The organism is Nocardia sp. NPDC049526, assembly GCF_044465765.1.
Classification (GTDB): Bacteria; Actinomycetota; Actinomycetes; order Mycobacteriales; family Mycobacteriaceae; genus Nocardia.
Genome location: NZ_JBITMA010000004.1, coordinates 184,878 through 197,972 on the forward strand (window position 1 = coordinate 184,878; position 13,095 = coordinate 197,972).

The following is a 13,095-nucleotide window of genomic DNA, read 5'->3' on the forward strand; positions in this document are numbered from 1 at the left end:
AGTAGGGTGCGGCCGGCCCGCTGCATACGCTTTCAGCAAATCATGTGCAAATGTCAATCACCCCGGTCAGGAGTTCGAGCTCGTGCCGGGCGGTCCGACTCCCTCCGGAGGCTTCGGGGCGGGCCGCGGAACCACGGCCAGAACCGCCTTTTCGATGGTTTCGCGACGCTCCGGAATGTCCACGCCGAGGTCGAGGCTGAAGGCGTCGACCACCGCGGAACCCATGGTCACCACCTTCGCCCAGCGCACATCGGCGCCACATTCGGCAAACGCCGCGGCCAGACGGCTGAGCAGGCCGATCCGGTCCTCGGCACGCAATTCGAGAACCACCTGGCCGGGCGTCGACGCCGTCGACCAGATCACCCTGGGCTGCGCCTGCGCGTACGGGCTGGGGCGAGTACCGGTGGCCTCACGCTCCCGCTTCGCCAGCAGCGCGGACAGATCCAGATCGCCCGCGGTCGCCCGGATCAGCTCCTGCCGCAGCAGTCCGCCGTCCGGCGGATCGCCGAACTTCGGGGAGACCACGAAAGTATTGACGGCCGAGGTACCTTCGCTGCCGACGGTCGCCGAGAGCACCCGCAGCGAATGTAGAGCCAACACCCCGGCGGCATCCGAGAGCAGACCCGGCGTATCCGGCGCGATCACGGTGACCAGGTAGGTGTACTTGCCCTCGCCGGGCCGCAGATCGACGTGCACGCCACCCGCCGCGGCCTTGGCCAGTAGTTCCGGCGCGATCGGCTCCGGCTCCGGCAGCTGATCCCCCGCCATGACCAGGCGGCAGCGTCGCACGAGTTCCCCGATCAGCGAAGCCTTCCAATCCCCCCACACGCCGGGTCCGGTGGCCAGTGAATCGGCCTCGGCCAAGGTGTGCAGCAGTTCGAGCAGTTGCACGTCACCGCCGAGAGCGTCGACGACGAATTGCACCGTATCGGGATCGGCCAGGTCGCGGCGAGTCGCGGTGTCGGGCAATAACAGATGGTGGCGCACGATGGCGCTGAGCGTGCGCACATCCGATGGCCACAGGCCCAGACGCCGTCCGATATGGGTAGCCAGTTCGGCGCCGACAATGCTGTGGTCACCGGTCCGGCCCTTGCCGATATCGTGCAGCAGCGCACCGAGCATCAGCAGGTCGGGACGGGCGACGCGGGTACTGAGCGCGCTCGAGTAGGCGACCGTCTCCATCAGGTGCCGGTCCACGGTCCAGGTGTGCAGCGCATCGCGCGGCGGCAGGTCGCGCACCACACCCCACTCGGGAAGGAGCCTGCCCCACAAGCCCGTTCGGTCCAGCGCCTCGACCGCATCGATGACACCGCGACCCGCGCCGAGCAGGATCAACAGGTCGTTGAGCGCATCCTTGGGCCAGGGTTCGCGCAGCTCCGGAGCATCCTCGGAGAGTCGGTTCAGGGTGGTCGCGGACATCGGCAGCCCGGTCTGCGCCGACGCCGCGGCCACCCGCAGGATCAGTCCGGGATCGCGCTGCGGCCGAGCATCCCGCGCCAACACGACCTCCCCCGCATGTTCGACCACCCCCTCATCGAGCGGTCGACGAACCGGCATGCGCCGCAGTCGCGCGAGGCCACGGCGCGGTAGCGCGTTGGCGGCGGTGCGCAAACCGACATCGACGGAGTAGCTGACCGTCCGCGCCGAATCGCTCAGTGTGCGAGCGAGATCGAAACGGTCACCGATGCGCAATGCCGCGCCGATCTCGTCGGCATCCTGGGCTCGCAGTTGATCGCGCGCCCGGCCGGCCACCCGATGCAGCTCCGTGCGAACATCCAGCAAACGGCGACGCGCATGCTTCACCCCACCGCCCGGCACATCCGGCCCGAGACCCGGCATCGCATCGGTCAGCTGGGCGATGGCCAGCGCGTCGAGCAGTTGGATATCGCGCAACCCGCCACGCCCGTTCTTCAGATCGGGTTCGGCGCGATGGGCGATCGCACCGCTGCGCTGCCATCTGGTCTCGGCCTGTTCGATCAATTCGTCGAAGCGCGAACGGATTCCGGTCCGCCACTCCCGGCGCACCCCGCCGATCAGCAGATTGCTCAGCTCCATATCGCCGACGATGTGCCTGGCCTCGAGCATGCCGAGGGCCGCGATGAGATCGTCGGCGGCCACGCGCAACGCCTGCGGCACGGTGCGCACGCTGTGGTCGAGCTTGATATGCGCGTCCCACAGCGGATACCAGAGCTGGTCTGCCACCTCGGCCACCCGCACCGGATCGACGTCGTCGTGCAGCAACACCAGATCCAGATCGGAATACGGCAGCATCTCCTTGCGGCCGAGTCCGCCGACCGCGACCACGGCCAGACCGCTGTCGCGGCCGATGCCGAGTTCGGTGCCCTTGGTGGTCAGCCACAGTTCGAACAGATCGACCAGCGCCGAACGCAGGGATTCCGCGTCCAGTCGCGGATTACGGGGCAGTCCGCCCTCGAGCAATTGATTGCGTGCCCGGACCAGGTCGGTCGCGCCATTGGAGACGTTCGCACCGACGTTCTCGGTTACCTGTCTGCCGTCTTGCTCGTGACTACCCACAAACCACCGTCCATCCAAATGCGTACGGCCCCGCCCCGACCGGGCTATCCGGTGGGAGCGGGGCCGCCGCTCGATTTCGATTTTCCGTTTACAGAGCGTCGGTACCGCGTTCGCCCGTCCGCACCCGGATGATCGACTCCACCGGAGTCACCCAGACCTTGCCGTCACCGATCTTGCCGGTGCGAGAGGCCTCGACGATCACCTCGACGACCCTGTCGACCGACGCATCGTCCACGACAACCTCGACCCGAACCTTCGGCACGAAATCCACCGAGTACTCGGCGCCGCGGTAGACCTCGGTGTGCCCCTTCTGACGGCCGTAGCCCTGCACCTCGCTGACGGTCATGCCCAGCACACCAGCCTGCTCGAGCCCGGATTTGACGTCCTCGAGAGTGAACGGTTTGACGATTGCGGTGATCAGTTTCATGTCGTCATGCCTCCTTGACGGCGGTACGTGCCGTGCCACCCACAGCAGCGAAATCGTATGCCGTTTCAGCGTGCTCGGACTCGTCCATGCCCACCGACTCGGCTTCTTCGCTCGCGCGCAGCCCAATGGTGAACTTCACGATATAGGCAATGATCAGGGTCGCGATGAAGGAGAACGCAAGTACCGCACCGGCGCCGACGGCCTGACGCCACAGCTGGTCGAAACCACCGCCGTAGAACAGGCCGGTCTTGCCCGCGCCCGCCTCCGGAGCGGCGACCAGGCCGACCATCAGGGTGCCGATGATGCCGCCGACGAGGTGCACGCCGACCACATCGAGCGAGTCGTCGAAACCGAACTTGAACTTCAGGCCGACCGCCAGCGCACAGATCGCACCGGCCACGAAGCCGATGACCAGGGCGCCGACCACGTTGACCGAGGAACACGACGGAGTGATCGCGACCAGACCGGCCACCACACCCGAGGCCGCACCCAGCGAGGTGGGCTTGCCGTCGCGGAACTTCTCCACCAGCAGCCAGGCCAGCATCGCCGCGCAGGTCGCGAGGGTGGTGGTGATGAAGGTCGAACCGGCCAGACCACCCGAGGTGACCGCGGAACCGGCGTTGAAGCCGAACCAGCCGAACCACAGCAGACCGGCGCCGAGCATCACGAACGGCAGGTTGTGCGGACGGAACGGGGTGCTCGGCCAGCCCTTGCGCTTACCGAGCACCAGCACCAGGGCCAGGCCCGCCGCACCGGCATTGATATGGACCGCGGTACCACCGGCGAAGTCGACCGCGAGCAGTTTGTTCGCGATCCAGCCGCCTTCGTGCACGACATTGCCGTCGGCGTCCTTGACATCGAAGTCGAAGACCCAGTGCGCGACCGGGAAGTAGACGACCGTCGCCCAGATACCGGCGAACAGCAGCCAGGAGCCGAACTTCAGGCGGTCGGCGACCGCGCCCGAGATGAGGGCAACCGTGATGATCGCGAACATCAACTGGAACGCGACGAATACGGTCGCAGGGATGGTGCCCGCGAGCGGAATGTTCACGGCCTCGGTGGTGACGGCGCCCGCGGCATCCTTGACCTCGGCAACCGAATTGCCGCCGATCAGACCCTTGAGACCGAAGAACTGCGCCGGATCACCGATCACGCCGAACTTGTTGTCACCGAACGCGGCCGAGTATCCGTATAGCGACCACAGCACGCCGACCAGACCCATGGCGCTGATGCTCATCATGATCATGTTGAGCACGTTCTTGGAGCGGACCATGCCGCCGTAGAAAAACGCCAGGCCGGGCGTCATCAACAACACGAGCGCTGAACTGGCCAGCATCCAGGCGGTGTCACCGGTGTCCGGTGCACCGGTAAGGGGAAAAGCCACCTTAATGTCCTCCTCATCTCGGGCCCAGCCGACTCCGGCAATTGGACCTGCACAGAAGGGTCCTCATTCGGTGTTTCATCCGTGATGATGCTGTGTTTCGCCTAAGTGAACGCGTGGGGCAGTTGTGTTGCTACCACGTTTCCTGGCGTACACAGACGTTTCATCGCGGGTGTGCGATGCGTGTCGGAGCAAACCGACAGCTGTTTCCGACGAGAAGGATTCGGTGGGCGCGAACTAGCCGAGCAACGCGTCCACGAAGGCGCCGGGTTCGAAGGGAGCCAGGTCGTCGGCGCCCTCGCCGAGGCCGACCAGTTTCACCGGAACGCCGAGTTCGTGCTGCACCTGGAAGACGATGCCGCCCTTGGCCGTTCCGTCCAGTTTGGTGAGCACGACGCCGGTGATATCGACCACATCCGCGAAGACACGCGCCTGCATGAGGCCGTTCTGTCCGACGGTGGCGTCCAGGACCAGCAGGACCTCGTCGACCGCGGCCTTCTTCTCCACGACGCGCTTGACCTTGCCGAGCTCGTCCATCAGACCGGTCTTGGTGTGCAGTCGGCCCGCGGTATCGATCATGACGACATCGACGCCGCCCTCGATGCCCGCGCTGACCGCGTCGAAGGCGACGGCAGCGGGATCCGCGCCCTCCTTGCCGCGGACGGTATCCGCGCCGACCCGCTCACCCCAGGTCTGCAGCTGATCGGCGGCTGCGGCGCGGAAGGTGTCTGCGGCGCCGAGCAGAACCCGGCGGCCGTCGGCGGCGAGTACCCGGGCCAGTTTGCCGGTCGTGGTGGTCTTTCCGGTGCCGTTGACGCCGACGACCAGCAGGATCGAGGGATGATCGTCGTGCGGGAGCGCGCGCACCGAGCGGTCGAGTTCGGGGCGTAGCGCCTCGATCAGTACCTCGCGCAGCACGGCGCGAGCCTGTTCGGTATTGCGGACGCTGCGCGCGGCCATCTCCTCGCGCAGGCGATCCACCACCGCGGCGGTGCTCGCGGTGCCGAGATCGGCCAGCACCAGGGTGTCCTCTACCTCTTCCCAGGAGTCATCGTCGAGGTCGCCGCCGCCGAGCAGGCCGAGCAGGCTCTTGCCGACAGCGTTCTGCGAGCGGGACAGGCGGCCGCGCAGGCGGATCAGGCGGCCCGCGGTCGGCTCGATCTCGTCGAGGGCGGGGGTGGTGGCCGCGTCGGCGGCGGTGGGTTCGGGGGCGGTTTCTACGGAGTTCTTGTCCGGGGTCGGAGCCGGTGCGGTGCTTGCGGGCGGGGCCGTGCTCGTGGGCGGGGCCGGTTCGGTGCCCGTCGGTGCGGTGGCGTCGGTCGGCGCGGTGGTGTCCGCCGGCGCGGCGGTTCCGGGGTCCGCGGAGGTGGCGGGTGCCGCAGGCACGGTGGCATCGGCGCTGGTGGGCGGGGCCGTTCCGGGTTCGGCGGTTGCCTCGTCCGTTACGACTGCGGTATCCGAATCGGCCGTGGGAGTTGCGGATTCGGCCGTGGTGCCCGCGCCATCGGTTTCCACCGGTGCGGACTCCGCGGTTTCGACGTCCCCCTCGGGCAGCGCCACATTGGTAATGCCACGCTTCGGCGCGTCACGCGGAATCGCCGCGTCGTCGCCGACATGGGGTTGCCCCTCGGTATCGGTTCGCTCGATCGGAGCGGGCTCCGGGCGTGTCGCGGTGGCTGTGCCGCCCTGGCTGAAGTTGAAGCCACCGGAGGCCGCGTATCCGCCGGACCGGTCGGTCAGTTCTTTCTCGGCGGCAGGTGGCGTCAGTGTGACGCGACGGCGCTTGTACAGGACGAATCCGGCGACAAACGCCACCACCAGCAGGGCGGCGACAGCGGCAATCAGGATCCAGGCTTCGGAGCTCACGCCGACCATCCTTGCAGAACCAGGTCCTTCGCCTTACCACAGCGTCCTGGACCCGACACACAACCCCCGAGATTTCTTGTCCTGCGGAACTTCTCGCGAAGGGACAATAGTATCGGCGACGTGACCGATCGAAACGTGCTTGGGGGGCCGCTGGAAGAGTGCGGCACCGATCCTCTCACCGGCTTCTACCGGGACGGCTGCTGCAGTACCGGGCCGGAGGATCTGGGCAGCCATACCGTGTGCACCGTCGTCACGGCTGAATTTCTCGAACACCAGGCGTCCATCGGCAACGATCTGAGTACGCCGCGCCCGGAGAACAACTTCCCGGGCCTGCAGCCGGGAGACCGGTGGTGTGTGGTGGCCGTGCGCTGGTTGCACGCCCACGAGGACGGTGTCGCCGCGCCCGTGGTGCTAGCGGCCACCCATGAAAACGCCCTGGAAGTGATCTCAATGGACATTTTGCGCAAATACGCCGTCGACGTACCGGATGACGTGAGCGACCTGCTCTAGCGCCCCCGCCCTTTGCCGACCGTCGATGCCCGGAGCGTCCCGGGACAGACGGTTGTCGGGCGGAATCCGAACAATTTGTCGTGCTATCGCAGCGCGGCCGCCTCGGCCAGCGCCGCGCGGGTGGTTCGTTGGCGGTGTGCCTTCTGACGGCAGGCCGCCGAGCAGTATCGGGCCGGGCGGCCGGTGCCGGTGGGATGGATCTCGGTGCCGCAGATCGGACAGGTTTCGTTACGAGAGCCGGTTTCGTTACCGGATTTGGCCGCGGAATCGGGTTTCGTTACGGCGCGGATGCCGGGATTCGCACGCATGGCATCGAGCATGATCGCGACAGCCCGCATCAGCGGTCCACCGGGGCGCTGACGGCGTTGAATCGCGACGCATCCGGTGAAAATATCCAGCACATCGGTGATTTCGAGATCAGAGCGGACCGCGCCTCGGCGCTGCGCGGCTGTCAGCAGCGCACCGAGCGCGTGATGAAAGCGGTCGCCCGCGCCGCGTAGCAGCGCCTTCGGCCAACCGTCATCGGACTGGACGACATCGCAGAGCGCCTGGCTGCCCGGGGCGGAGATGACCACCTCGGTGCAGACCGCAAAGAATGCGGCACCCGGATCCGGCGCGTCGAGATATTCGGTGGCCAGTGTCGCGAGCCGGTCGACGCGCTGCTGCATAACCGCTTCCAGCAGATCGGTTTTCGTGGGGAAATGCCGATAGACGGTACCCGCGCCGACCCCTGCCCTGCGGGCGACCTCGGCCAATGAGACCGAGGTGCCGTGTTCGGCGAAGGCGCGTTGCGCGGCGGCCAGCACCAGCGCGCGATTGCGACGGGCATCGGCCCGCGCGGCGACCACGGACGGCGCCGGAGTGGACAGCGAAGCAGACATTTCGTTACGGCCTTCCGTTTCGTGGACCTGGCCAAGCGGGTGATAGCACCCATATCGTTCAAATACGGGTTATCCGACCCGATTGTATCGAGCAGAGAAGGCGAGTATGTCCCTTCAGCAGAACCCCATCCTGGTCACCGGCGCGACCGGCAAGCAGGGCGGTGCGACCGCGCGCCGACTGCTGGCCGACGGTATCGCGGTGCGTGCGCTGGTCCGCGATCCGCAGGCGCCCGCGGCCCGCGCATTGGCCGACGCCGGTGCGGAATTGGCGACCGGCGACTTCGACACTCCCGCAACGCTGGACGCCGCCGTCGCCGGAGCGCGCGGCGTATTCCTCATGCCCCCAGCCGCTTTCGGACCGAACGGTTGGCAGGCCGAACTGGAGGCCACCCGCGGTATCGCGGCGATCGACGCGGCCAAGCGTGCAGGGGTCGAACAGATCGTCTTCACCGGCGTAGCTTCGATGACCGATGACGCAGCCTGGGGCCAGTCCGGAAAGAGTGGCATCGAGCAGGCTGCCGCGGCCAGCGGTCTGCGCTACACCCTGTTGCGTCCGGTGCGCTTCATGGAGAACTACGTCCTGCGTGGCAGTCCGGTGGACGGCATCATCGACGGCGTGCACAAGCATCTGTTCCCGGCAGACCAGCCGCTGCAGATGATCGCGATCGACGATATCGCCGCCTTCGCCGCACTGGCCTTCGCCGACCCGGATAGCTTCCACGGCCGAACCCTCGAATTGGCCGGTGACGCAATAACTCCTGTCGCGGCCCTGGCGGCGATCACTCGGGCCACCGGATATCCGGTGCACTACCACGAAATCACCGAGGCCGAAGCGGATGGCATCGGCGAACAGATCGGCAACACCTGGCGGCTGCTGCGCGCGTCCGCGGGCTGGCACGCCGACATCCCCGCGCTGCGGGAGATCTACCCCGCCCTCACCACCCTCGAATCCTGGCTCACCACAACCGGAGCCGCCATGATCAAGGCCCAGCAGAACAGCGACCGCCTCGCCGCCTCGCATTGACCGAAGTCGTCGGGATCCGCACTGGTGCGGATCCCGAGGAGACGGCGAGGGTTAGGACAGGGGCTTTCCGTTGGGGCAGGCGGCTCGGGTACGACGGGTGTCGGGGTGGTCGGGCCCCAGCACACGGAGCTGGTCCGCCAGAAGTTCTACGTATTCGGTCGCGGCGGTGGCGGTATCGCCTGCGGACTCGCGGGCGTGCGCCAGGTGAAAGCGGGTGCTGAGCGTGCGCGGATGGGACCGGCCGAATATTCGATATTCGTCGGTGAGTAGTTGCTCGAAATCGCGTACGGCGGATTGCGGATCACCGGATTCACTACGCCAGCGGGCCAATTCGTTGCGGTTCAGCAGCGTATCCGGATGATCGTCGCCGAGCACTCGGACGCGATCGGTGAGCAGCAGCTCGAGACGCTCGACCGCGATGGCCGGATCACCTTGCACACCAAGCCAACACGCCATGTCGTGGCGGGTGCGGAAGGTATTGGGGTGTTCCGGGCCGTGCACCCGGATGCGATTCACGAGCACGTACTCGAATTCGGACAGGGCCGTGGCGATATCGCCGCTCTCGGCCCGATAGTGCGCGAGATTCGCACGGGTGCGCAGGGTGTCGGGGTGATCCGGTCCGAGTACGCGCTCCCGGTCGACGAGCAGATGCTCGAATTCGATGACCGCCGCGGCCGGATCACCGCTTTCACCGCGCCAATAGGCGAGATTGTGCAGGGTCGTCAGCGTGTCATGGTGATCGGCGCCGAGAATGCGCCGCCGGTCGTCCAGCAGTTCCGCGTATTCGGCTATGGCGGTGGCGTATTGGCCAGCCTCACCGCGCCACTTGGCCAGATTGTGCCGGGTGCGCAAGGTGTCGGGATGGTCGGGACCGAGGATGCGCAGCCGCACCGGCAGCAGCTCCTCGAGGTCGGCGAGCGCGACGGCGGGATTGCCGCTCTCCCCGCGCCAGAGCGCGAGGCGGTGCCAGGTGTGCAGGGTTTCCGGATGCAAGGGTCCGAGTACCTTGCGTTCATCGTCGAGTAGTTGTTCGTATTCGGTGACGGCCGCGCCGATCCGGCCGCTCTGGCCGAGGAAGAATGCGAGACAGTGCCGGGTACTGAGGGTTTCGGGGTGCTCCGGGCCGAGGATGGCCAGTTGATCGCGCAGCAGCAGCCGGTACTCGGCGACGGCCGCTGCCGGGTCGCCGCTCTCCCCGCGCCAGTAGGCGACCGCGTGGCGGGTGCGCAAGGTGTCGGGATGATCGATCGGCAATACCCGCTGCCGGTCGGCCAGCAGCTGCTGGTACTCCAGCACCGCGGTGGCCGGATTACCGCTCTCCCCGCGCCAGAAGGCGAGTTCGTGACGTGTGCGCAGGGTATGCGGGTTATCGGGCCCGAGGACCCGGATCCTGGCCGGGAGCACCTGCTCGAATTCGGCGACGGCGGTGAGGTAATGACCGATTTCGCCATACAGATGGGCGAGGTTGTGGCGTGACTTCAGGGTGAGCGGATGATCCAGGCCGAGGATGCGGCGCTCGTCCTCGATCAGCTGACGGAATTCGCCGATGGCCCTGCGGTGTTCGCCGCTTTCGCCACGCCAGTAGGCAATGCTGTTGCGAGTGCGCAGCGTATGCGGATGATCCGGACCGAGAATGCGGGTCCGATCGGTCAGCAGCTGCTGGAATTCGGCGATGGCGGTGGCGTGGTCGCCGCTCACACCGCGCCAGCGCGCAATATCGTTGCGAGTGATCAGGGTATGCGGATGATCGGAACCGAGCACCCGTTCCTGTTCGGCGAGCAGCTGCTGGAACTCGGCGATGGCGCGCACGTGATCGCCGCTTTCGGCGTGTAATTGGGTCAGGTGGTGGCGGGTCGTGAAGAAGGCCGGATCGGCCGTGCCGGAAATGCGTTGCTGATCGACGAGCAGTTGGTGCAGCTCGATGATGGCGGCATCCAGGTCGCCGCTTTCGCCACGCCAGTACGCGAGTTCATAACGTGCGGTGAGGGTGTCTGGATGATCCGGTCCCAGGACGCGCAGCCGGTCAGCGAGCAGCTGCTGGAAATCCGCTATCGCCTGTGCGGTTTCGCCCTGTTCACCGCGAAAATGCGCGAGGTCACCCCGTGTGCGCAGCGTCGCCGGGTCGTCGCCGCCCAGCACACGGGTCCGGTCGGCGACCAACTGCGCGAATTCGGCCACGGCGGTGGGGAAATCACCGCTTTCGCCATGCCAGCGAGCGAGATTGGTTCGAATGGTGAGGGTGCCCGGATCGTCCGCACCGAGCGCGCGTATCCGCTCGGCGAGCAGCTCCTGGTGTTCGGTGATGGCAGTGGCCAGATCGCCGCTTTCCCCGCGCCAGAAGGCGAGGTTGTTGCGGGCGGTGAGAGTGTCGGGGTGATCGGGGCCGACCGCGGTTTCGAACGACGGTATCCAGGCGGCCAACAGATCCCGATTATCCGCTGCTCTCGGGGTGTTCAACCGTTCCAGGAAAGCCATCGCGGCAGCCGAATCGCCGTATCCGAGATAGTGGCGCACTGCCGATCGCCGTGCGTAATCGGTGATCTGGGGTGCGGGTGTCGACGAGCCCGCATCCAATTCGATTGCATCGGCCAGCGCCCGATGCGCATCGCGCCGCCACTCCCGCTGCCCAGCGACCACCAGGGAGCGTCGAAAGGCGTTGTGCGCCAATCCCAGCGTTTCGCCTTCGGTGCCGGGTCGGCCGCGGCTGACCAACACCCCCAGACGGACGATCAGATCGCGAATCCGGTTGGTGCTCAACTCGATACCGAGGAATTCCAGACCACGCTCGAGCAGATCGAGCGGGAGCACCGGCCCGGCACCGGCGGCAACCAGGATGCCGAGCAATGCGTATACCGCTGCGCCCGTGGCGGAATCCGCGTTGTCGACGACGTCGCGGACCCGTCGCGACACCAGCGTATCGATACCGATTCCCCGCTCCAGATCGGAAGAGGTTATATCGGAACGGATTTCCATCAGCAGGCGCGCCAGCAGCCAACCGCCCGTCGGCGTCTGCTGCAGCAGGCCGTCGATCCATTCGCGCCAATTCGTATGCGCGGTATGGCCGCGTGCCGCCGCGACGGTATTGGCGATATCCGGAGTCGTCGGCGCGGGCAGCTCGATGCGGCGCATATGGGCGAGTCGCGGCGAATTCTCGATGCCGGTGCCTTCACGGATCCCGACGATCAGATGGACGTGCGCGAGCTGCGGGCGACGGGTCAGCTCGGCAACCGCATCCGACAGCAGCATACGGCTGCCGCGCTTGGGCTGATCGAGTCCGTCGACCAGGATGTGCACCGGCTTCGAGGTGCGCAGCCTCGCCAGCGGCTGCAGAATCCTGATCTCGAACAGATCGAGCCCACGACTGTCCTGCTCGGCCAGATCGAATTCGACCATGCGCGTCGCGGCCTTGAAACCGTCGAGCCTGCTGCCCAACTGCTGGGCCAGCTCGGCGGTGAACGATTCCATGGAGCTGGTGACGTCGAGAAATATGGCGGCCGTGACATATTCGGCCTTGATCGGCAGCGTATCCACCCAGCCCGGGCGGATCAGCGTGGCGAGCAGGGTCGATTTACCGCAGCCCGCCGGACCGAGCACACCGCGCAACCGTTCCTCGCCCGCGTCGACCACCTGGGTCAGCCGCTCCCGCAACGGCTCCGAGATGACCAGACCGTTGATCAACTGATCGATGAAACCGGCCGCCGCGGTGCCGCTGACCGCGTCCTCACGGCGGGCGACATTGGGCACCAGCCAGAGCCCGGGATCGCTACTGGCCGTGCGGATTCCGGAGGTGAAGGAGAACGACTGCGGCTCCAGCGCGGGACAATGGCGCAGCGGCTGCACCAGATCCGAGGGCAGCAGACTTTCGCCGCCGTGCGGTACCCCCTTGCCGAAGGTGGTGATGATCGTCCTGGTGAAACAGCCGAAGTAGGCGGGTCCGTTGCCGGTGGCGACCAACAGTTCGACGCGTCCGTTCGGGCCGGAGGCCTCCGGCCAGCGCCGGGCGGCACCGCGCACACCCTCCCCCGTCTCGCAGGCGTCGATCAATACGATCAATCCGTCCAGCGTCGCGGCACTGTTCAGTCGCTCCTGGATTTCCTGCGTCAGGTGAAAGGCGTTGCGCAGCTTGGGCAGCTGCGGTGAGTCATGGGCGAGCAGGTAGAAGTTCTCCGCGGCGGTGGTCATGCCGTGGCCGACGAAGCTGATCAGTAATGTCGCTTGCCGACTCGACGCGGTGTCGAAGGCTTCGTCTACGGCGCAGACCAATTCGTCGATCGTCGGATCGAGCAGCGGGCCATCGGTGCCGGTGGCCGGTTGCCAGCCACCGAGTTCGCGCAGTTCGGTGTAGAGGCCGGTGGCGAGGTCGTCGGTGAAACCCAATCTGGGCAGCGCTGTGCACTCCGAGCCGACTACCAGCGCCACCCTCCCGCTCATATTCCGCAACGTACTCGGCACGCGTCGGGGACGGGCAACA

At 66.7% G+C, this 13,095-nt stretch carries 8 protein-coding genes; 2 read left to right on the plus strand and 6 right to left on the minus strand.

Annotated features, from left to right (window positions below; translation table 11 throughout):
* Positions 1-66: 66 nt before the first annotated feature.
* The 4 genes from ACIBW7_RS14505 to ftsY all read right to left on the minus strand — a co-directional run bounded on the left by ACIBW7_RS14505 (position 67) and on the right by ftsY (position 6,218).
* Positions 67-2,535, minus strand: a complete 2,469-nt coding sequence (locus ACIBW7_RS14505) for a [protein-PII] uridylyltransferase (protein WP_397046714.1) — start codon at positions 2,533-2,535, stop codon at positions 67-69.
* A gap of 88 nt (positions 2,536-2,623) precedes the next feature.
* A complete protein-coding gene (locus ACIBW7_RS14510) occupies positions 2,624-2,962 on the minus strand; it encodes a P-II family nitrogen regulator (protein WP_063045789.1) in 339 nt (112 codons plus the stop codon).
* Between the two features lie 4 nt (positions 2,963-2,966).
* Positions 2,967-4,346 (minus strand): ammonium transporter, encoded by a 1,380-nt coding sequence (locus ACIBW7_RS14515; RefSeq protein WP_397046715.1) that lies wholly within the window; start codon positions 4,344-4,346, stop codon positions 2,967-2,969.
* A gap of 234 nt (positions 4,347-4,580) precedes the next feature.
* Complete coding sequence (gene ftsY / locus ACIBW7_RS14520; protein ID WP_397046716.1) at positions 4,581-6,218, minus strand: signal recognition particle-docking protein FtsY; 1,638 nt, start codon at positions 6,216-6,218, stop codon at positions 4,581-4,583.
* 111 nt (positions 6,219-6,329) lie between these two features.
* Between ftsY and ACIBW7_RS14525 the strand changes: the two genes are divergently transcribed.
* Positions 6,330-6,719 carry a DUF2237 family protein gene (locus ACIBW7_RS14525; protein WP_019048221.1) on the plus strand — a complete coding sequence of 130 codons (390 nt, stop codon included), beginning with the start codon at positions 6,330-6,332 and terminating at the stop codon, positions 6,717-6,719.
* Positions 6,720-6,802: 83 nt separating this feature from the next.
* On the opposite strand, the gene ACIBW7_RS14530 is transcribed toward ACIBW7_RS14525, so the two are convergent.
* Positions 6,803-7,600: a TetR family transcriptional regulator gene (locus ACIBW7_RS14530; RefSeq protein WP_397046717.1), complete on the minus strand. Its 798-nt coding sequence runs from the start codon at positions 7,598-7,600 to the stop codon at positions 6,803-6,805.
* Between the two features lie 106 nt (positions 7,601-7,706).
* Between ACIBW7_RS14530 and ACIBW7_RS14535 the strand changes: the two genes are divergently transcribed.
* Positions 7,707-8,624: an NmrA family NAD(P)-binding protein gene (locus ACIBW7_RS14535; protein ID WP_397046718.1), complete on the plus strand. Its 918-nt coding sequence runs from the start codon at positions 7,707-7,709 to the stop codon at positions 8,622-8,624.
* Between the two features lie 51 nt (positions 8,625-8,675).
* On the opposite strand, the gene ACIBW7_RS14540 is transcribed toward ACIBW7_RS14535, so the two are convergent.
* A complete protein-coding gene (locus ACIBW7_RS14540) occupies positions 8,676-13,055 on the minus strand; it encodes a tetratricopeptide repeat protein (RefSeq protein WP_397046719.1) in 4,380 nt (1,459 codons plus the stop codon).
* Between the last annotated feature and the right edge of the window lie 40 nt (positions 13,056-13,095).

Excerpts from the sequence above, each read along its gene's own strand:
- ACIBW7_RS14535 (WP_397046718.1), top strand. The coding sequence starts at position 7,707 with ATGTCCCTTCAGCAGAACCCCATCCTGGTCACCGGCGCGACCGGCAAG.
- ACIBW7_RS14540 (WP_397046719.1), bottom strand. The coding sequence starts at position 13,055 with ATGAGCGGGAGGGTGGCGCTGGTAGTCGGCTCGGAGTGCACAGCGCTG.
- ACIBW7_RS14530 (WP_397046717.1), bottom strand. The coding sequence starts at position 7,600 with ATGTCTGCTTCGCTGTCCACTCCGGCGCCGTCCGTGGTCGCCGCGCGG.
- ACIBW7_RS14510 (WP_063045789.1), bottom strand. The coding sequence starts at position 2,962 with ATGAAACTGATCACCGCAATCGTCAAACCGTTCACTCTCGAGGACGTC.
- ftsY (WP_397046716.1), bottom strand. The coding sequence starts at position 6,218 with ATGGTCGGCGTGAGCTCCGAAGCCTGGATCCTGATTGCCGCTGTCGCC.